Source organism: Allonocardiopsis opalescens (assembly GCF_003002095.1).
Classification (GTDB): domain Bacteria; phylum Actinomycetota; class Actinomycetes; order Streptosporangiales; family Streptosporangiaceae; genus Allonocardiopsis; species Allonocardiopsis opalescens.
The window spans coordinates 205,719-230,452 of the sequence record NZ_PVZC01000008.1 but is presented as its reverse complement, the minus strand read 5'-3'; the positions used below and the strand labels follow the sequence as shown (position 1 = coordinate 230,452).

Sequence of the window (24,734 nt, the reverse complement as noted above, 5' to 3'; positions counted from 1 at the left end):
CGTCTGGACGGTACAGCTATACCGTCCAGACGGTATAGTACCAGACGTGACCGCTCAGACCACGCGCGACCGCATCCTCGACGCCCTGCAGCGCATCCTGGTGGAGCACGGCGCCACCGCCATCACCCTGGAGGCGGTGGCCGCCGAGGCCGAGGTCTCCAAGGGCGGGCTGCTCTACCACTTCCGCTCCAAGGAGGCCCTGGTCCAGGGGCTGGTGGACCGGCTCGCCGAGCAGGCCGAGGACGAGTACGCCCGCGCGGCCGAGTCCGAGGGCGGCATCCCCCGCTTCTTCCTGGAGAGTTCGCTGCCCTCCTCCGACGAGGCGCGGCTGTACTGGTCGGTGATCGCCGCGCTCCGCTCGGTCGACAGCGGCTTCGCCGAGGTCGGCGGCGGCCTGGCGCGCATCTTCACCCGGTGGGCCGAACTGCTGCACGCCGAGATCCCCGACCCGGTGCTGGCCGAGACCGTCCGGCTCGTCGGCGACGGCCTCTACCTGAGCGCCATCGCCGGCCTGCCCGCCCCCGAGCCCGAACGGGTCAGGGCCGTCATCGACACGCTGCTCGCACAGGTGGACGCGGCCCGCACGCGGGGCTGAAGCCGTCCGCGCCGGTCACAGCGCGACGCCCTCCTCAAGGCGGCCGAGCGCCGCGTCCAGTTCCTCGGCCGGGTCCAGGCCCGGATCGCGGGCCGCGTCCAGCAGCACGCCCAGCGCCACCCCGAGCACCGCCGCGCACAGCGCCCGCACGGCGGGGTCGTCGGCGGTGCGGCCGCTCCGCTCGGCCACCAGCGCGCCCACCGCCCGCAGGCCGTCCTGGACCATGCCGAGATTGGCCGCCCACAGCTCCGGCACCGCGACGATCAGCACGTCGCGCTCGTTCCTGGCGGCGCGGTCGGCGGGGGACAGGGCGGCGAAGGCGTCGCGCAGCGCGGCGCGCAGCGCGCCCAGCGCGCTCAGTTCCGGCGGTTGGCGGGCGAAGCCCGCGGCCACCGCCTCGCCCAGCCCGTGGTAGTCGTCCAGCGCGACCAGGTCCTCCTTGGTCGGGAAGTAGCGGAAGACGGTGCTCGGCGCCACCTCGGCCGCGGCCGCGATCCGCTCGACGGTGGTGGCGGCGTAGCCCTCGTCGCGGAACAGGCGCAGCGCGTGGCGCTGGATCTCGCGCCGGGTCCGCGCCTTCTTCCGCTCGCGCAGGCCGGCGGGCTCGGCCGGTCCGGCGGGGGAGGTCATGTCCGCGCCCCCGGGACGCTCATGGACGTGTGGACGGCTCGCACCCGGACATCTTCCCATGCCGATTATGGGAGTAGGCTCTCAAATAAGAGAACACTCTCAAAATGAGGAGGCGGCCCATGAACCCCGCGGCCCCCGGCGGCATCGGACGCCTGCACCACGTCGGACTGGTGGTGCGCGACATGGCCGAAGCGATCGCCCGCTACCGCCGGCTCGGCTTCCACGTCCCGCCCGCCGCCTTCCCGGCACTGCCGCCGCGCGAGGGCGCGCCGCCGGAGCCGGTCGGCGCGGGCAACACCCGGATCCGCTTCGCGCACGCCTTCGTGGAGCTGGCCGCGGTGCTGCCCCCCGGCGAGAACGGCGCCCCCGACCCCGCCGCGGCCGGACCGGGCGCCGCCGTCGTGCCGCTCCAGGCGCCGCCCGAGGCGCTGCCCCGGCTCGCGGCGTCGATGAAGGAGACCTCCGCCCGGCTCGCCGCCGCGCTGGAGCGCTTCGAGGGTCTGCACATCGCGGTCTTCCGCACCGCCGACGCCGACGCGGCGGCGGCGCGGCTGACGGCGGCCGGAGTGCCGCACTCGGGCGTGCATCGACTGCGCCGCCCGGCGGCGGACGGCGGCACGGTCCCGGTCGGCTACCTGGAGATCGACGGCGCCGGCGGGCGGACGCCCGAAGGCCGGCTGGCCATCGCCGAGGACCCGGGCGGGCCGGCCGCCGAATCCGCCGCCGCCCACCCCAACGGCGCCGTGGACCTGGTCGAGGCGGTGCTGTGCGTGCCCGCGGCGGAGCTGGCCGAGGCCGAGCGCCGCTACGCCGGCTACCTGGGCCGCCCGGCCCGCCCGGCCCGCCCGGCCGGACCGGCCCGCGTCTTCGCCCTGGGCCGCTCGCGGCTGGTCGTGGTCGGCGACACCGGCCTACCCGAGGTGCTGCCCGGCGAGCGGCCCGCCGCGCTGCCCGCGTTCGTCTCCTGCGCCGTGGCCGTGCGCGACATCGCGGCCGCCCGCGCCCACCTGGCCGCGGCGGGCGTGCCCTTCACCGAGACGGGCGCGGGCGAGCTGACGGTGCCGTCGGCCGAGGCGATGGGCGCGGCGCTGGTGTTCCGCGAGCGGGCGGACACCTGAGCGCCCGCCCGCTGAGCGTCCGTTCCTCAGAGGCTGAGCCAGCTGGTGGTGACCGGCGCCGTGCCGCCCAGCCGGCAGAGCAGGCTGACCGGCCCGGCCGGCACGTCGGCGACGGAGAAGTAGCCCGACAGGTCCGGGGTGCAGCGCACACCGCCGCCCGGCCAGCGCACCTCGACGCTGCCCGGGACGGGCGGGGTCAGGTGGCCGGCCACGTCGCGGCGCTCGTCGTGCGGGGTGACCTCCAGCTCCACCAGCAGGCCGGGCGCGCGGAAACTCAGCGCGCGCGGCCCCGCGCCGGGCGCTGGGTCGGAGTCGGCGTCGACCTCGGCCAGCACGGTCTCGGCCGCGCGGCCGGGCGCGGAGCGGCGCGCGGCCGCCTGGCCGGGCACCAGCGAGACGGCGTCGCGCAGCTCGCGCATCAGGGCTTCCTCGGTGTCCACATCGATGTCGGGCATCGCGTACTCTCCTCGGCCGCCTGGGCGGCATGGTCGTCTCGGACGGGCGACGCGGGCTCGGGTGTCGAGCTCCGGCGGTGCGCCCGGCACCGGCCCCGGGCGGGGCGGGTGCCGCCGGTGGGCATCCCGAGGTCGTCGGAGATGTCCGCGAAGCGAGGGCCGGCCAGGCGGGCGGCCTCGCCGACGGCGGTCCACGGCGGGCGCGGCGGTGGTCGAGTGCGTGTCCAAGCCGCCGTGCCGGGCGCGGGGCGCGGAGCCGGCCCGGCTTCCGCGTACCGTGCGGCCGTGGTATCCGGCCAGCTTAGCGCGCGGAATCGCGGTCGGGCGGCCGAAAAGCGAAAGATGATCCCGTGCCGCCGTACTCAGGGCGCGAGACTTCCGGCGCCGGTCCGGAAACGCCAGAAGTGTCCGGTGATGTCGCGCAATGTACTTCCGGTGCGCTTCCGTATGCCCGGGATCGCCGGCGCGGCGGGCGCGCCGACCACGGTCCGTTGCGCGGCCCGCCTTATGCCGGGCGGTGCGCCGTGGTTGGATGGTTGTCCCACGGGGGGTGGTGCGAGGCCGCTACAGGTCATCGCGGGGATATCTACCCCCGCGCTCTGGTGCGGCTGATACGGATGGGGCACAATAGATCGTGGACATGACCTCGGGGAGTTACGAGAGCGTCGGGGAAGCGCACTCGTACGCATCAGGAGGTCCAGTGTCCGCATGTGGCGTCTTGTACGTCCACTCCGCGCCTGCGGCTCTGTGCCCACATGTCGAGTGGGCGGTCGCAGGTGTACTCGGTGTGCCCGCCACACTCGCATGGACGGCTCAGCCGGCCGCTCCCGGTACGTACCGTGCCGAGATCAGCTGGCAGGGTCCTGCGGGTACGGGGGGTGCGATCGCGTCCGCCCTCAAGGGCTGGCAGCTGCTTCGGTACGAGGTGACCGAGGAGGCCAGTCCCGGGTGCGACGGCGTTCGCTACAGCTACACGCCCACCCTGGGCGTGTTCGCCGCCACCGTGTCCGCCTCGGGCGACGTCGTCGTGTCCGAAACCCAGTTGCAGTCCGCCATGGACGCCGCGGCGAACGGCACGGCCGTGCTCGAGGACACCCTCACCCGGCTGCTCGGCCGGGCCTGGGACGCCGAGCTCGAACCCTTCCGCTACGCGGGCGAGGGCGCCCCGGTGCGCTGGCTGCACGCCGGATAGCCGCCGCCCGGCGGAGTGACCTGCGCTACACCGGCACTCCGGCCATCGCAGTGTGATCACTTGATGACGTACCGTGGCGAAGACGGTGGGTGGCAGCGGCGCGGTGCCACCCACCGGCCGTGCTCCGACGCACCGGAGGCCGGGACCGATCGATCGGTCCCGGCCTCCGGCCGTCTCAAGGCTCGCGCCCGGTCTCAGCGGCCCAGCGCCGCCCGCAGGCCCGCCACCCCGGCGTGGTGGTGCGCCCGGATGCCCAGTGCGGCCGCCGCGGCGACGTTTTCGGCGCGGTCGTCCGCGAAGACCAGCTCCGACGGCTCCACGGCCAGCTCCGCCAGCACATGCCGGTAGATCGCCGGGTCGGGCTTGGTGAGCCCGAGGTCGCAGCTGAAGAACAGCCGCTCGAAGCGCTCGGCCACCGGCGAGCTGCGCAGCAGCGCGGCCATATCGTGCGGCGCGTTGGACAGCAGCGCCAGCCGCACGCCGTCGGCGGCCAGCTCCTCGATCAGCTCCACCGCCTCGGGGTCGATATGGCTCCAGCTGGCCACGTCGGCGGCCCACAGCTGCTGCCTGCGGGCGGCCGGCCAGTCGGCGCCGGTCAGCTTGGCCAGCCGCGACCAGAAGCCGTCGGCGGTGTAGGCGCCCGCGTCGTAGGCCAGGCGCTCGCCCCAGTAGGCGCTCCACAGCGCGGCCGGCTCCACTCCGGCCAGCCGCTCGATCTCGGCGACGGCCGCGGCGGGCTGGTCGACGGAGATCACGCAGCCGTAGTCGAACAGGACCGCGCCGACGGGCGGGAGCGTCGTCATGATGCCTCCTGGGGGACGGCGACCGGGGCGGGCCGCTCCTGCGGTGCGGGAAGGTCGTCGGACCCATGATCCACGGCCTCGTCGCCGCGGCGGGCGGCGGGGCGGCGCAGCGCACCCGCGGCGGCGACGGCCACTAGGGCGAGCAGCGCGGGCGCGGCCAGGGCCAGCCGCAGGCTGGTCAGCTCGGCGAGCGCGCCGATCAGCACCGGCCCGCTGAACAGGCCGAGGTAGCCGAAGCCGGAGACCCGGGCGATGTTGCGCCCGGCGCGGGCCGGGTCGATGTTGCCGGCCGCGGTGAAGACCTGCGGCACGATGCACGACAGGCCCAGGCCGAAGGCGCCGAAGCCGGCGATGGCCAGCCACGGCGACGGGACCAGCAGCGCCGCGCCCAGTCCGGCCGCGGCCAGCGTGCCGCCCGCGCGGACCAGGTTGACGGCGCCGAAGGCGGCGGCCAGCCGGTCGCCGACGAGGCGTCCCGTGGTCATGGTGACCGAGAAGGCGGCGTAGCCCAGGGCGGCGACGGCCTCGGTGCTGTGCAGGGTGTCGCGCAGGTACACCGCGCTCCAGTCCGCGGCGGCGCCCTCGCCGATCAGGCAGAACATGCTCACCACGCCCATCAGGGCGAGCAGCGGCGTCCAGCCGGCCAGCGCGCCGCGCTGCGGTGCCTGGGCCGCCTCGGCCGCTGCGGGGCGGGGCTTGGCGGCGGTGGTGCCGGGGAGCAGGTGGCGGGCGGCCAGCAGCGACACCGGCACCAGCACGGCGCCGGCCAGCGCGAAGGTGGCCAGCGGGGACAGGCCCAGGCCCGCCGCTGCGCCGCCGTAGAGGGCGCCGGCGAGCCCGCCCAGGCTGAAGACCGCGTGCATGGAGGACATGATCGGCCGCCGGTAGGCCCGTTCGACCTGCACGGCCTGCACGTTCATGGCCACGTTGCCCAGGCCCTGGAAGACGCCGAGCACCAGCAGCAGCACCATCAGCGTGGGCAGCGAGGTGGCCAGGCCGGGGCCGACCAGGGCGAACAGCGCGGCCGTCACGCCGATCGCCGTGACAGGGCGGCTGCCCACCCGGTCGACCAGCACCCCGGCGAACTGCATGGCGGCGAAGGCGCCGCCGGTCATGGCCAGCAGCCCGAGGCTGATCTGGCCGTCGGTCAGCTGGAGGTTCTCCTTGATGGCGGGCAGCCGCACCGTCCAGGTCGCCATGATGGCGCCGCACAGCAGGAAGTAGAGGGCGACGGCCACCCGGGCGCGACGAGGCGCCCCGTCCGGCCGTGCGGGCCGGAGTCGTCGAATCGCATCAGACACAGCGCACCGTGATTCCTGCGGCCCGCAGTCGGACCACCGTCTCGTTGTCTTCATGGGCGTCGGTCACCACCGCGTCGACCTGCCGGATGTCGCACACCCGGCCGAAGGCCGTCCGCTGGAACTTGCTCGCGTCCGCCGCCACGATGACCCGCCGGGACGAGTCGATCGCGGCCTGCTTGATCGCGACCTCCGGGAGGTGGTGGTACATCAGTCCGTCTTCCGGGGAGATCCCGCAGCTGCCGATCACCGCGGTGTCGAAGCGCAGGCTGCGCACCGCCGCCTCGGTCATGTGCCCGACGAAGGACTGCTCGCCGGGGCGCACCTCGCCGCCGGGCAGCAGCAGCTGGGTGGCGGGCTCGGCGCTGAGCACGCTCGCCCCGTGCAGGGAGAGCGGCATCACGGTGAGCCGGCGCCCCGCCAGGGTGCGGGCCACCTCCAGGCAGGTGGTGCCGGCGTCGAGGAGCACCGCCTCGCCGTCGGAGACCAGGGCGTCGACCTCGGCCGCGATCCGCCGCTTGGCGTCGGCGGCGTCGCCCTGGCGCAGGGCGAACGGCGCTTCCTCACCGCGCAGCAGCAGGCTGATGGCCCCGCCGCGGACCCGCTTGACGACCCCCTGCACGGCCAGCTGCTCCAGATCGCGCCGGATGGTCATCTCCGAGCTGCCGGTGCGGTCCGAGAGCTCGGCGACGGTCACCCGGTCGACGGTCTGCAGGACATCGATGATCGTGCGAAGACGTTCTGAACTATCCACTGGTTCATTCGAACACAGATTTTGTTCAAACGCCAACCGCAGGGTGTGTGACTCTGTGCATTACGCCGGCATCAACCCCGGGTATCGCCAACGCGACGAGGCCGTCCGATGTTCCGGACGGCCTCGTTCGATCGAACATGAATTTTGAGCGTTATGGGCGGGAACCGCGGCCTACTGCTCGTAGACGGGCACCAGCAGGGTGCGGCCCACCGCGTGGGAGAAGAGGTTGAAGCCGAGGAAGGCGGGCGAGGCGTCGGCCGGCACGTCCAGGCGGTCCACCCCGACCGCGTGCACCGCGATGAAGTAGCGGTGCGGGCCGTGGCCCTGCGGGGGCGCGGCGCCGACGTAGTCGGCCGAGCCCGCGTCATTGGCGAGGGTGACCGCCTCGGCCGGCAGCCCGGCCGCCACGCCGGCGCCCGCGCCGCTGGGCAACTCGGTCACGGCCAGCGGGATGTTGAAGACGGCCCAGTGCCAGAAGCCGCTGGCGGTGGGGGCGTCGGGGTCGAAGACGGTGACCGCGAAGCTCCGGGTGGAGTCGGGGAAGCCCGACCAGGTCAGCTGCGGGGACACATCGCCGCCCCCCGCGCCCATCCGGCCGCTGACCTGGGCCTGCGGCAGGGTCTGGCCGTCGACGACATCGGTACTGGTCAGCGAGAATCCCGGCAGCTGCGGCAGGAAGTCGTAGGGGGAGGGCGGCTTGGGGGTCTGCGTCACGGCGAACTCCATGGTCGGTGGCGAGGGGCCGCGCGGCATCCGCGCCGCGCGGCGGACGGACTACCCGTGCGGACCGACGATATTGCGCGCCGGGCGGCGGCGGAGGGAGGCTTCCGCGAACGCGGCGGCGTGTTGCGTGCCGCCGCGCCCGGATCGCGCCTGCGCCGGACCGGCCCGGGCGACCCTCCGTCAGGCCGCGGCGCCGTACGCCGCCAGCGGCGCGGTGTCGGGCGTCAGCGCGACCACCTCCACACTGAAGCCGGTCCGCACCGCGGTGCCGTCGGCGGTGCCGGTGATGACGCCGCTGAGGTAGCCGGGCGGCTGCCCGCTCGTGTCGACGGTGTAGCCGACGGTGGCGGTGCCGCCGGCCGGCACCGTGACCGTCTCGGCCTCGAAGGCCACCAGGTTCTCGGGGCCCGGCTCGCCGTCGCCCGCCACACTGCTCGCCGACAGCCGCAGCCGCACCGGTTCGTCGCCGAGGTTGCGGTAGCGCAGCCGCTGCTCGGCCGCGTCCTCGCGCCGGGAGCCGGCCGGCGCGGGTCCGGCGGCCAGCACGAGGTGGCGGGTGCCGTCCTCCTCGATGACGGTCTGCTCGAGGGCGGCCGCCACGTCCAGCCGCCCGGTCCCGTGCTCCAGCGGGCTGAACTCCTCGGGCTGGAAGGTGGCGGCGATCAGCGCCGACTTCAGCTGGGCGGCGGTCCAGTCCGGGCGCCGCTGGGCCAGCAGCGCGGCCGCCCCGGCTGCGTGCGGCGCCGCCATCGAGGTGCCCGAGGCCGCGGTGTACTCGCCCTCGGGCGAGCCCATCTGGGTGCCGTCGCCGCGCGCCGCCCAGATCCGCACCCCGGGCGCGGTCAGCTCCGGCTTGAGCCGGTCGCCGCTGAGCGCCGGTCCCCGGCTGGAGAAGTCCGCCACCGCGTCGTCGTCGTCCACCGCCCCCACGGTCAGCGCCTGCGGGGCCATCGCCGGCACGCCGACCGTGCCCGGCGCCGGCCCGAAGTTCGCGGCCGCCACGACGAAGAGCGCGCCCGTCTCCTCGGTGAGGCGGGCCACCGCCTCCGACATCGGGTCGCCCGAGAACCAGGCCGGCCCGCCCAGGCTGAGGTTGACCACCCGGGCCCCGGCCTCACCGGCCGCCCACTCCATCCCGGCGATGATGCCGGACTCGGTGCCGTGCCCCTCGTCGTCGAGCACCTTCCCCGAGACGATCCGGGCCTCGGGCGCCATGCCCTGGCGCGCGCCGTCGGAGGCGGCGCCCGAGCCGGCCAGGATGGACGCGACGTGCGTGCCGTGGCCGTGCAGGTCGTGGTCGTAGGGCGAGTCGGTGAAGTTGCGCTCGGCCGCCACCCGCCCGGCCAGGTCCACATGGCCGGCGTCCACCCCGGTGTCGAGCACCGCGACGGTGACGCCCTCGCCGGTCAGCCCGGCCTCCCAGGCGCGCGGGGCGCCGACCTGCGCGGTGCTGGTCTCCAGCTGCGCCTGGACCCTGCCGTCCAGCCACAGCCGCTCGGCCCCGGGCAGCCGTCCGCCGGCGGCGTCCCCGGCCGCCCAGGCCGCGGCCGCCTCGCGCTTGGGCACGCTGCCCGCGGTCAGCCCGCCGCCGCCGATCGGCCGGTCGGCCAGGGCGCCGATGCCGCGGCCGCGCCCGGCCGCGCCCTCGGCCATCACCGGGATCTCCGTGCTGGCCGCGTCGTGGTAGTCCCAGGCCACCAGCTGGGTCAGGTTGAAGAAGCGCGGGTCGAGCCGGCCGGAGCCGATCAGCAGCGCGGCGTCGGAGGGCACCGCCCGCAGCTCTCCGCCGGGCCCGCGGTCGACGGCGAAGTCCACCCCGGCGCGGTCGGGCGCGGCCCGCACCTCCACCTCGGCGTTCGGGTCGGACGGCTCGCCGACGACGGTGGCCACGTCCCCGGTCACCAGGGTGATCCGGTACACGGGCCGCTCGGCGCCCGAGGGCGCGGTGGAGGGCCAGGCGGTCGAGGAGGCGGGCAGCAGGACGAGGAGTAGGACGAGTGCGGCGGCGAGCGAGGGCACGGAGGCTCCTGGTGTCGGTGGCCGTTCGGACAAGCGGAGCGCTACCCGGAGTGCACGTAGAGCGACGCAATGATTACAAAGAGTTGTTAATGGGTCCAGGCATGCGCCGGGCCCGCCACCGCGGGGTGGCGGGCCCGGTCGCGGGAGGCCGGTCCGCTCAGCCGCCGCCCGACTCCTGGGTGACGGCGGCGCTGACCGCCGTCGGCCCGTCGTAGGTCTGGTTCGGGATCCGCTCCAGCAGCCGCACGATGTCGTCGCTCGCCTGGTGGCTGCGGGCGTGCCGCACCAGGCCGTCCCGGTCGACCGGGTAGTCGACCCCCGACAGCGTCTTCTGCACCTCGATGAACGTCGGCTGTGCCATGGCTACCTCCAGTTCGGTCGATCCGGTCCGCGGTCGCGGACCGGGCGCCGCCGCCTCAGTCCTCCGGAAGGTCCGCGGACTCACCGGGCCGGGCCGAGTCCGGGCGGAGCGGATCGTGCCCCACGGACATCAGCCGGTGCCGCCAGTCGTCGTCCTCGGGCCGGGGACGGGCCAGCTGGGAGTCGACCACCCGCAGCGCGGTGCGCATGGTGGCCAGGTCCTCGGCGGTCAGGTCGACCTGCCGCTTGTTCAGCACTCGGAGCACGCTCCGGCCCAGTTCGGACACGCCCAGATCGGGGTCGGGGCGGAACGCGTCCTCGCCGGAGCGCTCGGTCATCAGCCAGGTGCGCAGCTCGTGGCCGGTCATGTTCACCGCGCCGTGGAAGCGCCGCCACAGCTCCTCGACCTCCGGGTCGCTCGTCCGGTGCGCCATCTGATCCCCCTCTCGGATCCCGGTCGGCGCGCTCGCGCTCCCGTCACTCGTTGGGGCTGGAAGCGCTGATGTCGGCCAGCGCCGAGCCCGGGTCGCGGTCGACCGCCAGGTCGCCGATGGAGACGACGCCGACCAGCCGGTCGTCGTCCACCACGGGCAGCCGGCGCACCGCCCGCTCCCGCATCAGGCGCACCGCCTTCTTCACGTCGTCGTCGGGGGCGACGACCGCGATGTCGGAGCTGCACAGCGCCTCGACGGTCGTACTGCCCGGGTCGCGCGCCTCGGCGACGCCCCGCACCACGATGTCGCGGTCGGTGACCACCCCGTAGAGCATGTCGTCGTCGACGACCAGCACATCGCCCACGCCGCTGTCGCGCATCACCCGCGCGGCCTCGGTGACGGGGGCGCGGCGGCCGAGGGTGGCGGGGTCGGCCGTCATCACGTCGCGTACCTTCTCAGCCATCTCTGGTGGCTCCTCTCCGGTGCTCGGGCCGCCGGAGAACTCCCGCGGTCCTCGGGTGCTCCGGCGGGTTGGAGAGGCGGCTACCCGGCGCCGCGCGCCTTCATGCGCTCACGGAGCCGCCGCGCGAGGCGGTGCGCCGCCGCGGCCGCGCCGCGGCGCCGGTGCCGCGGGCGTCCAGCAGGACGGGCCGGCGCGCGGCCAGGGCGCGGTCCCAGGCCGCGCCGAGGTCGTCGGCCCCGGTGACGGTGATGCCCTCGATGCCGACCGAGCGGGCCAGCGCGGCGAAGTCGACCGGGCTCGGCGAGCCGCCGCCGGCAGGCTCACCGGCACCGCCGTCACCCTCACCGGCACCGCCGTCGCCCTCGCCGAGCAGGCAGAGCACCAGCCGGGGATCGTCCCACCGGCGGTGGTGGCCGCTGATCGCCAGCAGCCCGGCCAGGCCGTTGGCCCGCATCGCCTTTTCGTCGGCGAGCGCGATCACCGGGCGGTCCGGAGCAGCGAACTTGGCGCCGAGCGCGTACGGCAGACCGGTGCCGACGGCCGCCAGCGAACTCGACAGCGAGCCGCGCATACCGCTGCCGAAGCGCAGCACCTGGGTGTAGCCGGTGCCGGCCAGGCCCGGCTCCGCGGTCACCACGGCGTTGTCCGGCAGCCGCACGGACAGCTCCTGGCAGACGCGCATCGGCGCCTCCAGGCCGGCCGGGTAGGGCGGGTGGCCGTCCACCGAGCGCCACCAGCGGGCCGCCTCGGCCTCGACCCGCCGCCGCCAGCGGTGCCGGCCGGGGCGGCGCGAGCTGCCGTCCAGCCGCCACAGCAGCGCGCGCAGCGTGCTGCGGGCGTCGCCGACCAGGTTCACCTCGGTGGGGTACGGGGTGCCCATGCCGGCCGCGTCGCGGTCGATCTGCACGGCGCGCCGGCCCGACCAGGGCACCACCGGAGTGGCGGCCGGGCCGGAGCCGATGATGACGAGGGTGTCGCAGTCGCGCAGCAGCTCATTGCAGGGGCCGTCGATGTCGGCGGTGAGGGTGCCGGTGACGTAGGGGAGGTCGTCGGCGAGCACGTCCTTGCCCAGCGGCACCTTGGCGATGCCGGCCCGGGTGATCTCGGCCAGCTCCCTGACCTCGGCCGCGGCGTCCGCGGCGCCGGGGCCGACCATCAGGACGACGCGGTCGCCGGAGTCGATGATGTCGGCCGCCCGCGAGACCTCGCGCTCGATCGCGGTGCTGACCGGCGGGGTGAAGCCCACCGCGCCCAGGCGCGGCCGTGGCGGGTCGCGCCGCCCGGCCGCCGGGGCCGAGGGTCTCGCGTCGGGCAGCAGCAGCGCGGCCGGGCGCCCGTCGGCCAGCGCGCCGCGCAGCGCGCGGTCGAGCTGCCCGGGAAGCTCGTCGGGGGTGGCGGCCAGGTAGGTGCGGTCGCCGACTGCCTCACGGAACAGCCCGCGCAGGTCGGTGCCGGCCCGGCGGCCTCCGCGCGCGTCGACGACGGCGACGGCGGGAACGCGGTCGAGCGCGGCGTCGTAGAGTCCGTTGAGCAGCCGGACGGCACCGGAGAAGCCGTCGGCCAGGCAGACGCCCGGCTTCCCGCTGAACTTGGCGTACCCGACCGCCTGCATCATCGCGAACTCCTCGTCCGCGCAGGACACGTACCGGATCGGATCCCCCGCGGCGCTGATCGCGGCTGCGACGGGGCCGGGCCCGGTGCCCTCGCAGCCGAACAGGTGGCCCACGTCCCAGTCGCGCAAGCGCTGGACCAGGAAGCGCGCCGTCAGCTCGCTCACCGGATCCTCCCTAGTGCGGGATCGATACCTCGTTCGCCGTTTGCCTGACGCACAGGCCGCAAACCTCCATCTGGCGTCCCACTCACCGTACCTGCGCGGCCGCCTGTCAACCCGCGTGGCGCCGGGCCGGGGGAGCGGGCCCGCGGCACGGACGCGGCGGCCGCGCGGGCGCCGCTCATGCCGGCGGCTCCGCGGCGGCCAGGATCCGCAGGTCGTGCTCGACCGGCGCCGGCAGCCGCCGGCGGGCCAGCAGCGCGGCGGGCAGCCGCGCCGCCGCAGCGGCCAGCGCCGCACGCGAGGCCGGGTCGCGGACGGCCTCGCCGGCGAGCGCGCCGGTCGCGGCCAGCGCGGTGCGCACCGGGCGCCGCAGCCAGGCCGACAGCAGCGCGTTGCGCCGCTGCAGGGCGAGCCGGCTGCGGGCCGGCGGACGCGCAGGGGAGGGGCGGTGGTGGGCCAGCACGTCGGGGCGGTAGCGCAGCAGCCAGCCCGCGGCGGCCAGGTCGAAGGCGACGACGGACTCCTCGCCGGCGAAGAAGAGCAGTTCGCTGAAGCCGCCCACCGACAGGAAGGCGTCGCGCCGCACCACCGCGGAGCAGGCCAGGAAGCCCAGCACCGGCGTGCCGGGCACGCCGTCGCGGTCGCGCAGCGGGCTGGCGGCCATGGCCGTGCTGACCGGATCGGTCTCGGCCCGCTCCCCGACGAGCGTGCGCGCGGCCAGCAGGCCCAGCGCCGGGCAGGCGTCGAAGGCGTCGGCCGCGCGGTCCAGCGCGCCCGGCTCCCACCAGGAGTCGTCGTCGCAGAAGGCGACGTAGCGGGTACGGGCCCGCAGGACGCCGACATTGCGCGCGACCGCGCCCCTGTTGCGGCCGAGCGCGACCACGTCGGTCCGCGGGAAGGCCGCCCGCACCGCGGCCGGGGTGCCGTCGGCGGAGCCGTTGTCTACCACCACCACCGGCGGCCGCTCGGGCAGGGCGGCGAGGCGGTCCAGGGTTTCCAGCAGTTCGTCGCGGCGGTCGCGAGTGGCGATCACCACACTCGTCCGGGCGCCGCCGCCCGCGTCTCCGGCGGCCTTCGGCGGCCCCGCGCCGCGCGGGAGCGGCCGGGCGGCGCCGTCGCCGCGGTGCGGAGCGGGTGCGGACCGCGGAGTGCGCATGCCTGTCCTCCGGTGTCGTCGCAGGTCGCGAACTATCAGCCGAGGGGAACCGCCCGGCGCCCGGGGTCAAAGAGCGCCGAACCGGTCGCACCGGCCGCACGCCGCGGGTGCGGCGGACGGCATCTCCGCGCCCCTGCCCGGCACGTGTCCTGACATGCACGACATGTGTAGGCGATATGTCCACACCTGGGGGCTCGTGGCGAGAAACCCGGTGCGTGACCCTTCACAGACACGCTCGGCCTTCCTAGACTCGGCAGTGTTGCACCGGGGGTCCAGCAGCGAGGCCCCGTTCCAGCCGATCGTGCCGATCTCGGACCGACGGATCGCTCCAGCAGCGGGGCGTGTCGAACTATTCGTCGATCCCGGGGATCCGCATCGCCCAGGAGCGCCCCGGTTCACGCTGAGGTGCTCGTTCGCGCCCTGTTCGCGAGGGCGGTCGCGGTGCGGCACGTCGTCTGTCGGCAAACAGCCGTACCAGAACGACCGGTGCGCACGGCAATTGTGACGAGGTACCAGCGATGGCAGGTACGACGACCACCGTCAAGCACCCGAAGAGCAAGAACCGGCACCACCAGCACGCGGGCTCCAGAAGCGGGCCGCCGCCGGACCGGCAGGAGGAGCGGTCGCGAGCCGCCCGGATGCTGGCGACACTCGAACGGATGCCAGAGGGCGACCCGGGCGCCGAAGACGTCCGCCGCCAGTTGGTGGAGATGCACGCACCCGTGGCGCGGCACATCGCCCGCCGCTACCGCAACCGGGGCGAACCGCTGGAGGACCTGCAGCAGGCCGCGCTCGTGGGTCTGATGAAGGCCATCAACGGCTTCGACCCGCAGTTCGGCAAGGACTTCATGGCCTACGCCCTGCCGATGATGACCGGAGAGGTCAAACGGCACTTCCGCGACCGGACCTGGGCGGTGCGCGTACCGCGCAAGCACCAGGAGAAGCGCGCGGAACTGAACCGGACCGTGGCCGAGTTCACCCAGAAGGAAGGGCGCTCGCCCACGGTCAAGGAGATCGCGGTCGCGCTGGAGATGACGGAGGAGGAGACGATCGAGCTCCTGGACGCCTCCGCCGCCTACAGCGCCCTCTCGCTCGACGTGCCCTACGGCGCCGAGGACGAGGACACCACCCTGGGCGAGACCCTGGGCGAGGCCGACGCCGCGATCGAACGTGTCGTCGATCACGAAGCGCTGATGGTCGCGCTGGAGGACATACCGGTCCGCGAGCGCCGGATCCTCCTGCTGCGCTTCTTCGGCAACATGACCCAGGCGGAGATCGCCGATCGAGTGGGTTTGTCTCAGATGCACGTTTCGCGGCTTCTCGCGCAGACTCTGCAGACGCTGAGGGTTAAGCTCACCGAAGAACGGTAGGAACTCCGCGGTCGAGCACGCCCGCGGTCGGGGCCGGCACCTCCTGGTGCCGGCCCCTGATACGGAACAGGGGCGTCGCATGACCGACACGCGTGACAACGCGGGTGAGCTGATCTCCCAGCGCGGCGACGAGGTGGTGGCCGCGCTGACCGAGCTGGCGACGGTCCTCACCGAGGAGGAGTCCTTCGGCGCGACCCTGGACCGGGTGGTCGAGCTGGCGCTGCACGCCATCCCGGGCTGCACCGCCGCCAGCGTCACGGTGCTGGACGGGTCCGGCGCCGCCGCCACCCGCGCGGCGACCGACGACCGGATGCGCGAGGTCGACCGGCAGCAGTACGACGTCGACGACGGGCCCTGCCTGGACGCCGCCCGCAACCAGACAACCAACCGCTGCGACCTGGCCGAGGCCGCCGAGCGCTGGCCCAAGTTCACCTCGCTGGCCCTCGGTTACGGCATGCGCAGCTACCTGTCGGTCGGCCTGGGCGTCGCCGGCCGGCCGGTGGGGGCGCTCAACCTGGCCAGCGCCGACGTCGACGGCTTCGACGCGCTGGACGAGGCATTCCTGGTGCTGTTCTCCTCGCCCGCGACCGCCACCATCATCGGGATGCGCCGCTACGCCGAGGCGCGGGCGCTGGCCGCGCAGCTGGAGCAGGCCCTGGAGTCGCGTGCCGTCATCGACCACGCCATCGGGGTGATCATGGCGCAGTCGCAGTGCGGCACCGAGCAGGCCTTCAGCATCCTGCGCCGCGCCTCCAACAACCGCAACATCAAGCTGCGCGACCTGGCCACCGAGATCGTCTCCCGCTACGACAACAACGGCGCCGGCAACGGCGGCTGAGCGGCGGCGCGGCCGCTCAGGCCCGCGTCGGGGGCTCCGCGGCGGAGTCCTCGGGGTCCTCGTCCATCTGGTCGGGCGGGTCGGTGCGCGAGGGGGTGTCCTCCTCGGCGAAGTCCGGCTCGTCGCCTGGGGGCGCCGAGCCGGGGGAGCGCCGGTCCGCCAGCGGGCGGTCCCGCCCGTCCTCGTCCGCCTCGTCCGCGGGCCCGCCGGGCCGCCGGTCGGGGTGCTGCGCCGCCATCGGGATGCTCCATTCGTCGGGATCGGGGTCGGGGTCGGGTGGCCGGTGCGCGGCCCGGGGGCGGGCCGGCGCGCCCCTCAGCTCGCCTCGGCCGCCGCGTCGCCGCTGAGCTCGCGGGCGAGCCAGTCGATGGTCCGGCGCAGCCCGTCCTCGGGAGGCACCCGGGCCCGCCAGCCCAGCACCCGCTCGGCCAGGCCGGTGTCGGGGCGGCGCACGGCGGGGTCGTCCACCGGCCGCTCCACGTAGCGGATCTCCGAGGACGAGCCGGTCAGGCCGCGGATCATCTCGGCCAGCTCGCGCATGGACAGCTCGTCGGGATTGCCGATGTTGACCGGCCCCGACACGTCGCTGAAGGCCAGGGCGAGCAGCCCGGCGACCGTGTCGTCGACGTAGCAGATGGACCGGGTCTGCGAGCCGTCGCCGGTGACGGTGATCGGCTCGCCGAGCAGGGCCTGCCGGATGAAGGTGGGGATGGCGCGGCCGTCGTCGGGCCGCATCCTGGGCCCGTAGCTGTTGAAGATGCGCGCGATGCCGGTGTCGGAGCCGCGCGCCATCCGGTAGGCGGTCGTCAGCGACTCCGCGTACCGCTTGGCCTCGTCGTACACGCTGCGCGGCCCCACCGGGTTCACATTGCCCCAGTAGTCCTCGCGCTGCGGGTGCTGCTGGGGATCGCCGTAGACCTCGCTGGTCGAGGCCAGGATGAACCGGGCCTTCTTCTCCCGCGCCAGGCCGAGCGCGTGCAGCGTGCCCAGGCCGCCGACCTTGAGCGTCTCGATCGGCAGCTTCAGGTAGTCGGCGGGCGAGGCGGCCGAGGCCAGGTGCATCACCAGGTCGACGTCGCCGGGGACGTGCACGAAGGCGGTGAGGTCGCACTCCACCAGCCGGAAGGCCGGCCGGTCCATCAGGTGCGCCACATTGGCGGCCGAGCCGGTGAGGAAATTGTCCATGCACACCACGTGCAGGCCCAGGTTGAGCAGCCGCTCGCACACGTGCGAGCCGAGGAAGCCCGCGCCGCCGGTGATCACGGCGCGGCGCACCGGCCGCTGCCCCTCGGAACCGGCGTCCTCGCGCCACCGGGGCGCGCGCCGGGTCTCCTGCCGCCGCTCACCGCTGGTCTCAGCCTCGGACATGGCCGGCTCCTTCCACGCTCGTGGTCTCCGGTGGCCGCCGCGCCGCGGCGCGGGCGTCCAGCAGCCGCTCCGCGGCCGCGATGACCTGGTCGGTGCCGATCTGCGCGAGGCCGCTGTCCAGGCGGTCGCCGAAGGGGCTGCCGATGCGGCCCGCCCACAGCGAGGCGTGCAGCTCGTGGTCGATCCGCGGGCCCCACAGGCGGGGCGAAACCGGTCCGAACAGCACCACCGACGGGGTGCCGAAGGCCGTGGCCAGATGCGCGACTCCGGTGTCCCCGCAGATGACCAGGGAAGCACCGGCCACCAGTGCCGCCAGCCGGGCCACATTGGTGCCGCCCGCCAGCACCGCGCGCCCCGGCAGGCGCGCGACGCGGGCGATCCGCTCGGCCAGCGGCCGCTCGGCGGCCGAGCCCGTCACCACGACCGCCTCGCCCCGGGCGGCCAGGTGCTTGGCGACCTCGGCGAAGCGCAGCACCGGCCACCGGCGCGCCTCGTGCGCGGCGCCGGGGTGCACCACCACCGCGCCGGGCCGCCCGACGGCGTCGGGAGGGGTGAGCCGCAGGTCCGTGGGGTCGGCCGCTACCCCGTAGTAGTGCAGCAGCGCGCACCAGCGGTCCGTCTCGTGCACCTCGGCGGGCCAGGACGGGCCGGCCACGTCCGGGTGGGCGCCGCAGGCGTGGCTCCACAGCCGGCCCGGCGAGCGGGCCTTCAGCGCGGCGATGCTCTGGGGCCCCCGCCCGTGCAGGTTCACCGCCAGCTCCGGCGGACGGCCCCGCCACGGCGGCGGGACCGGGCCGCGGGTGGGCACCAGCGCGTCGACCGCCCCGGTGGCCAGCGCCAGATCGGCCAGGGCCAGCGGCGCCGCCAGCACGATGCGGTGGCGGGGGAAGCGGCGGCGCAGGCCGCGCAGCGCCGGCACCCCGGTGAGCAGGTCGCCCAGGCCCAGGGCGCGCAGGACCAGGACGGCGGGCGAGCCGTCCTGCGCGGGAACCCGCGGCGGCTGCGCGGCGGGCTCGCGGCCCCCGGCTACGGCCACGAGGTCTCCTCCGAGGGGCAGACCACGAGTTCGCGCACCTCGCAGCCTGGCGGCTGGCTGAGCGCGAAGACCACGGCCTGCGCGACGTTCTCCGGCCGGTTCAGCCGGGCGTCGGCCGGGGGCTTGTACTGCTCGGTGCGGCCGTCGAAGAAGGCGGTGTGCATCCCGCCGGGGATCAGCATGGTGACGCCGACGCGCCCGGCGGTCTCCATGGCCAGCGCCCGGGTGAAGCCCACCACGCCGAACTTCGCGGCGCAGTAGGCGGTGGCGTCGGCCGCGACCCGCAGGCCGAGGGTGGAGGCGCAGGTCACCACGGTGCCGTGCGACTCCTCCAGGTAGGGCAGCGCGGCCCGCACCACCGAGGCGGTGCCGAGCAGGTTCACCTGCACCACCCGCTCCCACTCGGCGCCGGGCACCGAGCCGAGCGGGCCGCAGGCGTCGATCCCCGCGGCGGTGAACACGGCGTCCAGGCCGCCCGCGTCGGCGGCCAGCTGGTGCACCGCCCGCTCGGCCTGCAGGCGGTCGGCGAGGTCGGCGCGGGCGTAGGGCACGTCGCCGTCGGGCTGGGTGCGGTCGATGATCAGCGGCTGGCCGCCGGCCTTGGCGACGGCCTCGACGGTCGCCGCGCCCAGGCCGGAGGCGCCTCCGGTGATGAGGACGTTTCCGAGTGCCATGGTCTGGTGCTCTCTCCTGTCTGGTGGTCCTGGGTCGGGGCCGGGTCAGGGCGCGGTGGCCCGGATGGCGGTGACCATGCGGGTGGTGGAGCGACCGGCCAGCAGCGGGATCAGCGCGATCTCGCCGCCGTAGCGGCGCACCGTGGCCGCCTCGGCGAGCTGGCCGGGCCGGTAGTCGCCGCCCTTGACCCACACGTCGGGGCGGAGCCGGTCGAGCAGCGCGGCGGGGGTGTCCTCGCCGAAGACGGCGACGGCGTCGACGCACTCCAGCGCGGTGAGCACCCGCACCCGGTCGGCGACCGGCAGGATCGGGCGGCCCGCCCCCTTCAGCCGGGTCACCGAGGCGTCGTCGTTGACGCAGACGATCAGGTAGTCGCCGAGTTCGCGGGCGCGGGTCAGCAGGCTGACGTGTCCGGCGTGCAGCACGTCGAAGCAGCCGCCGGTGGCGATGACGCGGCCGCCGTGCGCGCGCAGCGCGTCGGTGCGGGCGCGCAGCGCGCCGATGTCGGACGGGCCGGACGCGGCCGGCGCCGGAGCGGGCCTGCGGGGCGCGGCCACGGCGCTGGCGGCCCCCTCCGCGACGAAGCGGCCGGCCGCGTCGACGGCGGCGCGCACCGCGTCGGGCACCGGGCGGCCCTCGGCCAGCCGGGACGCGGCGGCGGCCGCGAAGCGGTCGCCCGCTCCGCAGCTGTCGGCGGCGTCGGCGGCCTCGGCGGCCAGCAGCCGGGGCGGCAGGCCGTCGCCGGCCAGGGCGGCGCCGTGCGGACCGAGGGTGACGGCGACCGCCCCGGCCGACCAGCGCTCCGCCAGCCGGGCGGCGACCGCGCCGGCCCGGCCGGGCTCGGGCTCCTCGGCGGCGCCGGCGAACACGGCGGCCTCGGCCGCGTTGGGGGTGACCAGGTCGGCGCCGGGCACCGGCTCGGCGCCGCGGGGGTGGGGATCCCAGACCAGCGGCACGCCGGCCGGGCGGCGGCACAGCAGCGAGCGCAGCGCGGGATGCGCGGCGGCGCCGCGGCCGTAGTCGGAGACCAGGATCGCGGCGGCGCCCTGCACGGCGACGGAGACGCGCGGGCTCAGCGGGCCGGCGGCCACCCGGCCGTCGCCCCGGTCCACCCGGACCACGGTGCGGTCGCCGGCGAGCATCCGCGCCTTGACGGGCGTGCCGCCGGTCAGCGGCAGCGGCAGTACCCGCACCCGGCCGCCGAGCAGCCCGGCCAGGCGGCGGCCCGCCTCGTCCTCGCCGATCCCGCACACCAGCACGACCTCGCGGCCGGCCCTCTCGGCCGAGGCGAGCACGGCGGCGAGCGCGGCGCCGCCCGGGCGCTCGTGCTCGGCGGCCACGTCGAACACCGGCGCGGGCGCGTCGGGGCAGTCGCGGTCGGAGCGGCCGGTCACGTCGACGTCCAGCAGCGCGTCGCCGATCACCACCAGCGGCCCGCCGGCACGGGCCGAGCCGTTCACCCTGTTCATCGCTGCACCCCCGCTCTCGATCGAGGCTCCCGCCCCGGGCCGGTTCCGGCCGGCGGCCGTCCACAGGGCCGTCCGTCCCGGCGCGGAGTCGTCCACAGCCGCCGGGTGACCACCGCGGCGCGCACGCCGTGGCGCGAGAATGGATGTAGGGGCCGCCCCCCTGGGCGGGCGGGGGTGGGGTTTGCGGCGGGGGCGGGCGCGGGGGTCATGAGCGCACCCCCTGGTCGGGGCGGCGGGCGGGCGGGTGGGGGCGCTCGCGGGCGGCCGCGGTGCGCGGGCCCGGCGTCGGCGCCGGCTGAGCGGCCAGGGCGCTGTCGCGGGCGCGCTGCGCGGCCGGGCGCTCGGCGCGGCGCAGCGCGGCGTCCAGCGCGCCGCACAGCACGTGCACCAGCGCCAGGTGCACCTCCTGCACGGTCGCGGTGCGCGCCGCGGGCACCGCCACCGCGGCGTCGCACGCCGTGGCCAGCGGGTTGGGCTCCGGGCCGGTCAGCGCCCAGCTGACCATGCCCGTCTCGCGGGCGGCCGCGGCGGCGGCCACCACATTGCGGCTGGTGCCGCTGGTCGACAGGCAGATCAGCACGTCCCCGGGCCGGCCGTGCGCCCGCACCTGGCGGGCGTAGGCGTCGCCGGCGCCGTAGTCGTTGGTGATCGCGGTCAGGCTGGAGGTGTCGGCGTGCAGCGCGATGGCCGACAGCGGGCGCCGCTCGTCCTCGAAGCGGCCGACCAGTTCGGCGGTCAGGTGCTGCGCCTCGGCGGCGCTGCCGCCGTTGCCGCAGGCCAGCAGCCGGCCGCCGTGCCGCAGCACCTCGCACAGCTGCACGCCCCAGGCTTCGACCCGGGCGACGTCCACCCGGGCCAGCGCCTCGCGCAGCGAACGGAGATGGTCGTTCATCAGGCTCCCCTCAGCGCCGCGCGGCGGCCGCCCCGGTGCGGCGGCGCCTCGGCGTCCCGCTCCTCGGCCTCCTCGGCCTCCTCGACCCCGCCGGACGGCGGCGGTCCCTCGGCCCGCCACTCCACCGCCCGCTGGTACGCCTCCTCGGTCTGCGCCGCGACGCGCTCCCAGGAGAAGCGCGCGGCGGCGCGGTCGGCGGCGGCGATGCCCAGGCTCTCCAGCCGGCACGGGTCCGACAGCAGCGTGCGCAGCGCCCGGGCGAGCTCGTCGGCCCGGCAGGGCGGCACCAGCGTCCCGGTCAGCCCGTCGATCACCGTGTCGACGTGGCCGCCGACCCGGGAGGCGACCACCGGCACGCCGCAGGCCATCGCCTCAAGCGGCACCATGCCGAAGGGCTCGTACCAGGGCACGCTCACCACCACGTCGGCCGAGCGCATCAGCTTGGGCACCTGGGGGCGCGGCACCTGGCCGAGGAAGCGGACCCGGCCGGCCGTCCCGGCGGCCTCGGCGCACCGGCGCAGCCGGGCCACCTCCGGGTCGCCGTCCAGTTCGTCCTTTGGCGGGCCGCCCGCGACCAGCAGCTCGGCCTCGGGCACCGCCGCCAGCGCGCGCACCAGCGTGTCCACGCCCTTGCGCGGCACCAGCCGGCCGATGCTGAGGATGCGCGGACGCTCGCCGCGCCGGGCCACCGGCCCGTCGGGCGTGAACCGGCTCAGGTCCACCCCGCACGGCACCACGCTGGTGCGGCGGCGCGGGATGCCCATCGAGCGCAGCTCTCGCGCCTCGTCCCGGCAGGTGGCGATGATGGCGGCGAAGTCCTCGCCGACCGCGCGCTCCAGGCCGATGCGCTCCGGCGGGCTGGTGTCGCCGTCGCCCTGGAAGCGCCGCTTGACGGTGCCCAGCGCGTGGAAGGTCTGCACCATCGGGATGCCCAGCTCGCGCGCCCCCTCGCGGACGGCGACCCCGCTCATCCAGAAGTGGGCGTGCGCCACGTCGGGCGGATCGGCCGCCCAGTCCTTCGCCAGCTCGGCGCCGAACCCGGCCATGTAGGGCAGCAGTTCGTCCTTCGGCAGCCGCTCGGGCGGGCCCGCGTCGACGTGGCGGATGGCCACGCCCGGGGCGTAGGGGACCTCGCGGTCCAGGCCGGGATCGTCGCGCCTGGTATAGACGGTCACCCGGTGGCCGCGCCGGCCCAGCTCGGTGGCGAGCGCGCCGACGTGCACGTTCTGGCCGCCGGCGTCGGCGCCGCCCAGAGCCGCGAGCGGGCTCGCGTGCTCGGACACCATGGCGATTCTCATCCGACTACCTCCTGTAGCGTGCGGTCCCAGCGGTCGAGGAAGCGGGCGAGCGGGTACCGCTCCAGTGCCGCCGCGCGGGCGGCCTTGCCGGCGCGCCGCGCCCATGACGGGTCCTCGGTGAAGCGTCGGGCGGCGGCGGCCAGCACCTCGGGCCGGGTCGAGACCACCCCGGCGTCGGGCGGCACCGCCTCCACCGCCTCGGTCGCGGCCAGCGCCACCACCGGCAGGCCGAGCAGCATCGCCTCGATCAGCGAGAGCCCGAGCGAGGTCCACCGGATCGGGTGGACGTAGACCCGCCGCCTGGCCAGCTCGTCGTGCATCCGGTCCTGCGGCAGGTCCTCCACGGCCGACAGCCGCGGCGCGGACAGGCCCAGCGCCGCGGGCAGCCCGGCGACGCCCATGCCGAACACGTCCAGCGGGACGGCGGCGGCCAGCCCGGGCAGCAGGTCGGTGCCGGTCACCCTGCCGCGCCGCAGCGGCTCGTTGACGACCACCGCGGCGCGCGCCAGCTCGCCGGTGTAGCGGTAGCCGGGGTCCACGGGGCCGTGCTCGATGACCTCGGTGCGCGTCGAGCCGGCGTCCCAGAACAGCCGGTTGAAGTGGGTGACGTGCACCAGCAGCGTGTCGGCGCGGTCGGCCACCGGGTGGCGGCTGTCGGGCACCTCGCCTCTGGGGGTGTTGTGCTCCACGTAGACGAGCGGGACCTCGCGGCCGGGCCGGCGCCCCAGCCAGCGCTCGGCCAGCTCGATCTCGTGCGGCCGCTGGGCCACCACCACGTCGACGTGCTCGCCGCGCAGCCGCTCCGGCGGCAGCTCCACCGCCGAGGCCGGCCAGTCCCAGGTTCGCGCGCGGCCCCGGCCGTCGGCGCCGCGGCCGGGCAGCACCGGCAGCAGGTAGTCGTGGCGGCCCTGTACGAATGAGGTCGTCCAGGAGCCGTGCACGTGCCAGATCAGGATCCTCATGCCGCCTCCTCCTCGATCAGTCCGGCCACCGCGGCCACGATCTCCTCGGCGCCGATCGAGGCCAGGCAGGGATGGCCGGGCACCGGGCAGGTGGTGGCGCGGGTGCCGCGGCAGGGGGCCCGCTGGTCGCCCAGCAGCACCCGCCGCACCCCGTAGGGCGCCCAGCGGTCGGCCGGGACGACGGGGGCGAACAGCGACACGACCGGGGTGCCGACGGCCGCGGCCAGGTGGGCCGGGCCGGTGTTGCCGACCACGACCGCCGAGGCGCGGTCCAGTACGGAGGCGAGTCCGGCCAGCGAGGTGGCGCCGCCCAGGTCGACGGCGGCGCCGCCCGCCACCCGCGCGGTCAGCTCGCGTTCGGAGGCGGCGCCGGTGACCACCACGCGGTGCCCGGCCGCGGCGAGCGCGGCGACCGCCTCGGCGCAGCGCTGCGGCGGCAGTGCCCGGGCGGGGACGGAGGCGCCCGGGTGCACGACCACGTAGCCGGGCGGGCCGGTCAGCGCGGCGGTGCCGGGCAGCGGGCCGCGCACCGCCAGGCGCCCGTCGTCGCCGGCGGGGAGCGCGTAGCCGGCGGCGCGGGCCAGGCCCAGCATCCGCTCCGGCTCGGGCACGTCGCCCTCGCCCTCGACGCGGTGCCGCAGGTCCAGCAGGCTGCCCGGGTAGTCCTCGCTGATCGCGCCGATCCAGGGCACCCCGGCGCGGCGCAGCAGCAGCGCCATCGGCAGCGGGCTCTGGTGGAAGGAGGTGAGGATGAGCGCGGCGTCGGGCGCGGCGGCGCGCACCTCGGCGTCGAGCAGATCCAGGTGCTCGCCGGTGACCGCGGGCGGCGCGGGGTCGATCCACGGCGCGCACCACTCGACCACCCGGTCGGCGCCGGGCAGCAGTTCGGCCGCGGCACGGCCGCGCGGGCCGGCCAGCAGCACCACTCGTCGGGCGGCGGCCGCGACCGCGCGCACCGCGGGTCCGGCCAGCAGCACGTCGCCGGCGTTGTCGGAGCGGACCACCAGCACGGTGCCGCCCGCGCCGGGCGGCGGGCCGGCGGGCCGCGGCAT

26 protein-coding genes are annotated in these 24,734 nt (G+C 76.1%); 5 read left to right on the top strand and 21 right to left on the bottom strand.

Translation table 11 applies throughout. The features are described from left to right. Nucleotides 1–46 precede the first annotated feature (46 nt). Nucleotides 47–595 carry a TetR/AcrR family transcriptional regulator gene (locus tag CLV72_RS24795; protein ID WP_106250921.1) on the top strand — a complete coding sequence of 183 codons (549 nt, stop codon included), beginning with the start codon at nucleotides 47–49 and terminating at the stop codon, nucleotides 593–595. A gap of 15 nt (nucleotides 596–610) precedes the next feature. Here the strand turns inward: CLV72_RS24795 and CLV72_RS24790 are convergent, their stop codons facing one another. Beyond that, nucleotides 611–1,225, bottom strand: a complete 615-nt coding sequence (locus tag CLV72_RS24790) for a TetR/AcrR family transcriptional regulator (protein WP_106250918.1) — start codon at nucleotides 1,223–1,225, stop codon at nucleotides 611–613. Between the two features lie 119 nt (nucleotides 1,226–1,344). On the opposite strand from CLV72_RS24790, the gene CLV72_RS24785 reads away from it, so the two are divergent. Then, nucleotides 1,345–2,343, top strand: a complete 999-nt coding sequence (locus tag CLV72_RS24785) for a VOC family protein (RefSeq protein ID WP_106250916.1) — start codon at nucleotides 1,345–1,347, stop codon at nucleotides 2,341–2,343. Between the two features lie 26 nt (nucleotides 2,344–2,369). Here the strand turns inward: CLV72_RS24785 and CLV72_RS24780 are convergent, their stop codons facing one another. Then, nucleotides 2,370–2,798 (bottom strand): hypothetical protein, encoded by a 429-nt coding sequence (locus CLV72_RS24780; protein ID WP_106250914.1) that lies wholly within the window; start codon nucleotides 2,796–2,798, stop codon nucleotides 2,370–2,372. A 700-nt stretch (nucleotides 2,799–3,498) separates the two neighbouring features. On the opposite strand from CLV72_RS24780, the gene CLV72_RS24775 reads away from it, so the two are divergent. After that, a complete protein-coding gene (locus tag CLV72_RS24775) occupies nucleotides 3,499–3,990 on the top strand; it encodes a DUF3145 domain-containing protein (protein ID WP_211303105.1) in 492 nt (163 codons plus the stop codon). 194 nt (nucleotides 3,991–4,184) lie between these two features. On the opposite strand, the gene CLV72_RS24770 is transcribed toward CLV72_RS24775, so the two are convergent. The 10 genes from CLV72_RS24770 to CLV72_RS24725 form a co-directional block, all read right to left on the bottom strand. After that, a complete protein-coding gene (locus tag CLV72_RS24770) occupies nucleotides 4,185–4,793 on the bottom strand; it encodes an HAD family hydrolase (RefSeq protein WP_106250911.1) in 609 nt (202 codons plus the stop codon). Beyond that, on the bottom strand, nucleotides 4,790–6,031 hold the full coding sequence (locus tag CLV72_RS24765; protein ID WP_245930420.1) for an MFS transporter: 1,242 nt from the start codon (nucleotides 6,029–6,031) through the stop codon (nucleotides 4,790–4,792). The genes CLV72_RS24770 and CLV72_RS24765 overlap by 4 nt, the downstream gene beginning before the upstream one ends. A gap of 55 nt (nucleotides 6,032–6,086) precedes the next feature. Further along, on the bottom strand, nucleotides 6,087–6,845 hold the full coding sequence (locus CLV72_RS24760) for a DeoR/GlpR family DNA-binding transcription regulator (protein WP_106250906.1): 759 nt from the start codon (nucleotides 6,843–6,845) through the stop codon (nucleotides 6,087–6,089). A 171-nt stretch (nucleotides 6,846–7,016) separates the two neighbouring features. Next, the gene (locus CLV72_RS24755; RefSeq protein ID WP_245930419.1) at nucleotides 7,017–7,559 is read right to left on the bottom strand and encodes a YbhB/YbcL family Raf kinase inhibitor-like protein; all 543 of its coding nucleotides are present in this window, start codon (nucleotides 7,557–7,559) and stop codon (nucleotides 7,017–7,019) included. 189 nt (nucleotides 7,560–7,748) lie between these two features. Continuing rightward, nucleotides 7,749–9,587 carry a S8 family serine peptidase gene (locus tag CLV72_RS24750; RefSeq protein WP_106250902.1) on the bottom strand — a complete coding sequence of 613 codons (1,839 nt, stop codon included), beginning with the start codon at nucleotides 9,585–9,587 and terminating at the stop codon, nucleotides 7,749–7,751. Between the two features lie 157 nt (nucleotides 9,588–9,744). Then, the gene (locus CLV72_RS24745; RefSeq protein WP_106250899.1) at nucleotides 9,745–9,948 is read right to left on the bottom strand and encodes a DUF2795 domain-containing protein; all 204 of its coding nucleotides are present in this window, start codon (nucleotides 9,946–9,948) and stop codon (nucleotides 9,745–9,747) included. Nucleotides 9,949–10,003: 55 nt separating this feature from the next. Continuing rightward, nucleotides 10,004–10,381, bottom strand: coding sequence for a DUF3140 domain-containing protein (locus CLV72_RS24740; RefSeq protein ID WP_106250896.1), 378 nt, complete (start codon nucleotides 10,379–10,381; stop codon nucleotides 10,004–10,006). Nucleotides 10,382–10,424: 43 nt separating this feature from the next. Then, nucleotides 10,425–10,844, bottom strand: coding sequence for a CBS domain-containing protein (locus CLV72_RS24735; RefSeq protein WP_106250894.1), 420 nt, complete (start codon nucleotides 10,842–10,844; stop codon nucleotides 10,425–10,427). 100 nt (nucleotides 10,845–10,944) lie between these two features. Next, nucleotides 10,945–12,621, bottom strand: coding sequence for a thiamine pyrophosphate-binding protein (locus tag CLV72_RS24730; protein WP_170141099.1), 1,677 nt, complete (start codon nucleotides 12,619–12,621; stop codon nucleotides 10,945–10,947). Between the two features lie 175 nt (nucleotides 12,622–12,796). Beyond that, entirely contained in the window at nucleotides 12,797–13,774 is a 978-nt protein-coding gene (locus tag CLV72_RS24725) for a glycosyltransferase family 2 protein (RefSeq protein ID WP_106250890.1), read from the bottom strand. A gap of 518 nt (nucleotides 13,775–14,292) precedes the next feature. Here CLV72_RS24725 and CLV72_RS24720 point away from each other — a divergent pair. Beyond that, complete coding sequence (locus CLV72_RS24720; RefSeq protein ID WP_106250888.1) at nucleotides 14,293–15,144, top strand: SigB/SigF/SigG family RNA polymerase sigma factor; 852 nt, start codon at nucleotides 14,293–14,295, stop codon at nucleotides 15,142–15,144. Nucleotides 15,145–15,223: 79 nt separating this feature from the next. Then, nucleotides 15,224–15,982, top strand: a complete 759-nt coding sequence (locus CLV72_RS24715) for a GAF and ANTAR domain-containing protein (protein WP_106250885.1) — start codon at nucleotides 15,224–15,226, stop codon at nucleotides 15,980–15,982. 16 nt (nucleotides 15,983–15,998) lie between these two features. On the opposite strand, the gene CLV72_RS24710 is transcribed toward CLV72_RS24715, so the two are convergent. The 9 genes from CLV72_RS24710 to CLV72_RS24670 all read right to left on the bottom strand — a co-directional run bounded on the left by CLV72_RS24710 (nucleotide 15,999) and on the right by CLV72_RS24670 (nucleotide 24,734). Next, complete coding sequence (locus CLV72_RS24710; protein ID WP_106250882.1) at nucleotides 15,999–16,220, bottom strand: hypothetical protein; 222 nt, start codon at nucleotides 16,218–16,220, stop codon at nucleotides 15,999–16,001. Nucleotides 16,221–16,297: 77 nt separating this feature from the next. Continuing rightward, entirely contained in the window at nucleotides 16,298–17,350 is a 1,053-nt protein-coding gene (locus CLV72_RS24705; protein ID WP_106250879.1) for a UDP-glucuronic acid decarboxylase family protein, read from the bottom strand. Next, nucleotides 17,337–18,386, bottom strand: a complete 1,050-nt coding sequence (locus tag CLV72_RS24700) for a glycosyltransferase family 9 protein (RefSeq protein ID WP_106250877.1) — start codon at nucleotides 18,384–18,386, stop codon at nucleotides 17,337–17,339. The genes CLV72_RS24705 and CLV72_RS24700 overlap by 14 nt, the downstream gene beginning before the upstream one ends. Beyond that, nucleotides 18,377–19,060: an SDR family oxidoreductase gene (locus CLV72_RS24695; protein WP_106250875.1), complete on the bottom strand. Its 684-nt coding sequence runs from the start codon at nucleotides 19,058–19,060 to the stop codon at nucleotides 18,377–18,379. Before CLV72_RS24695 ends, CLV72_RS24700 begins: the two co-directional genes overlap by 10 nt. Before the next feature lie 45 nt (nucleotides 19,061–19,105). Beyond that, entirely contained in the window at nucleotides 19,106–20,530 is a 1,425-nt protein-coding gene (rfaE2, locus tag CLV72_RS24690) for a D-glycero-beta-D-manno-heptose 1-phosphate adenylyltransferase (RefSeq protein ID WP_106250873.1), read from the bottom strand. Nucleotides 20,531–20,735: 205 nt separating this feature from the next. Then, nucleotides 20,736–21,422, bottom strand: coding sequence for a D-sedoheptulose-7-phosphate isomerase (locus tag CLV72_RS24685; protein ID WP_106250870.1), 687 nt, complete (start codon nucleotides 21,420–21,422; stop codon nucleotides 20,736–20,738). Beyond that, nucleotides 21,422–22,720 carry a glycosyltransferase gene (locus CLV72_RS24680; protein ID WP_106250867.1) on the bottom strand — a complete coding sequence of 433 codons (1,299 nt, stop codon included), beginning with the start codon at nucleotides 22,718–22,720 and terminating at the stop codon, nucleotides 21,422–21,424. The genes CLV72_RS24685 and CLV72_RS24680 overlap by 1 nt, the downstream gene beginning before the upstream one ends. Further along, nucleotides 22,717–23,682, bottom strand: coding sequence for a glycosyltransferase (locus tag CLV72_RS24675; protein ID WP_106250865.1), 966 nt, complete (start codon nucleotides 23,680–23,682; stop codon nucleotides 22,717–22,719). The genes CLV72_RS24680 and CLV72_RS24675 overlap by 4 nt, the downstream gene beginning before the upstream one ends. Beyond that, nucleotides 23,679–24,734 (bottom strand): glycosyltransferase family 9 protein, encoded by a 1,056-nt coding sequence (locus tag CLV72_RS24670; RefSeq protein WP_106251339.1) that lies wholly within the window; start codon nucleotides 24,732–24,734, stop codon nucleotides 23,679–23,681. Before CLV72_RS24670 ends, CLV72_RS24675 begins: the two co-directional genes overlap by 4 nt.

What these genes read in the sequence shown, in the direction of transcription:
- CLV72_RS24790 (WP_106250918.1), bottom strand. Translation starts at nt 1,225, where the DNA reads ATGACCTCCCCCGCCGGACCGGCCGAGCCCGCCGGCCTGCGCGAGCGG.
- CLV72_RS24785 (WP_106250916.1), top strand. Translation starts at nt 1,345, where the DNA reads ATGAACCCCGCGGCCCCCGGCGGCATCGGACGCCTGCACCACGTCGGA.
- CLV72_RS24780 (WP_106250914.1), bottom strand. Translation starts at nt 2,798, where the DNA reads ATGCCCGACATCGATGTGGACACCGAGGAAGCCCTGATGCGCGAGCTG.
- CLV72_RS24770 (WP_106250911.1), bottom strand. Translation starts at nt 4,793, where the DNA reads ATGACGACGCTCCCGCCCGTCGGCGCGGTCCTGTTCGACTACGGCTGC.
- CLV72_RS24745 (WP_106250899.1), bottom strand. Translation starts at nt 9,948, where the DNA reads ATGGCACAGCCGACGTTCATCGAGGTGCAGAAGACGCTGTCGGGGGTC.
- CLV72_RS24740 (WP_106250896.1), bottom strand. Translation starts at nt 10,381, where the DNA reads ATGGCGCACCGGACGAGCGACCCGGAGGTCGAGGAGCTGTGGCGGCGC.
- CLV72_RS24735 (WP_106250894.1), bottom strand. Translation starts at nt 10,844, where the DNA reads ATGGCTGAGAAGGTACGCGACGTGATGACGGCCGACCCCGCCACCCTC.
- CLV72_RS24725 (WP_106250890.1), bottom strand. Translation starts at nt 13,774, where the DNA reads ATGCGCACTCCGCGGTCCGCACCCGCTCCGCACCGCGGCGACGGCGCC.
- CLV72_RS24720 (WP_106250888.1), top strand. Translation starts at nt 14,293, where the DNA reads ATGGCAGGTACGACGACCACCGTCAAGCACCCGAAGAGCAAGAACCGG.
- CLV72_RS24715 (WP_106250885.1), top strand. Translation starts at nt 15,224, where the DNA reads ATGACCGACACGCGTGACAACGCGGGTGAGCTGATCTCCCAGCGCGGC.
- CLV72_RS24710 (WP_106250882.1), bottom strand. Translation starts at nt 16,220, where the DNA reads ATGGCGGCGCAGCACCCCGACCGGCGGCCCGGCGGGCCCGCGGACGAG.
- CLV72_RS24705 (WP_106250879.1), bottom strand. Translation starts at nt 17,350, where the DNA reads ATGTCCGAGGCTGAGACCAGCGGTGAGCGGCGGCAGGAGACCCGGCGC.
- CLV72_RS24695 (WP_106250875.1), bottom strand. Translation starts at nt 19,060, where the DNA reads ATGGCACTCGGAAACGTCCTCATCACCGGAGGCGCCTCCGGCCTGGGC.
- rfaE2 (WP_106250873.1), bottom strand. Translation starts at nt 20,530, where the DNA reads ATGAACAGGGTGAACGGCTCGGCCCGTGCCGGCGGGCCGCTGGTGGTG.
- CLV72_RS24685 (WP_106250870.1), bottom strand. Translation starts at nt 21,422, where the DNA reads ATGAACGACCATCTCCGTTCGCTGCGCGAGGCGCTGGCCCGGGTGGAC.
- CLV72_RS24680 (WP_106250867.1), bottom strand. Translation starts at nt 22,720, where the DNA reads ATGAGAATCGCCATGGTGTCCGAGCACGCGAGCCCGCTCGCGGCTCTG.
- CLV72_RS24675 (WP_106250865.1), bottom strand. Translation starts at nt 23,682, where the DNA reads ATGAGGATCCTGATCTGGCACGTGCACGGCTCCTGGACGACCTCATTC.
- CLV72_RS24670 (WP_106251339.1), bottom strand. Translation starts at nt 24,734, where the DNA reads ATGCCGCGGCCCGCCGGCCCGCCGCCCGGCGCGGGCGGCACCGTGCTG.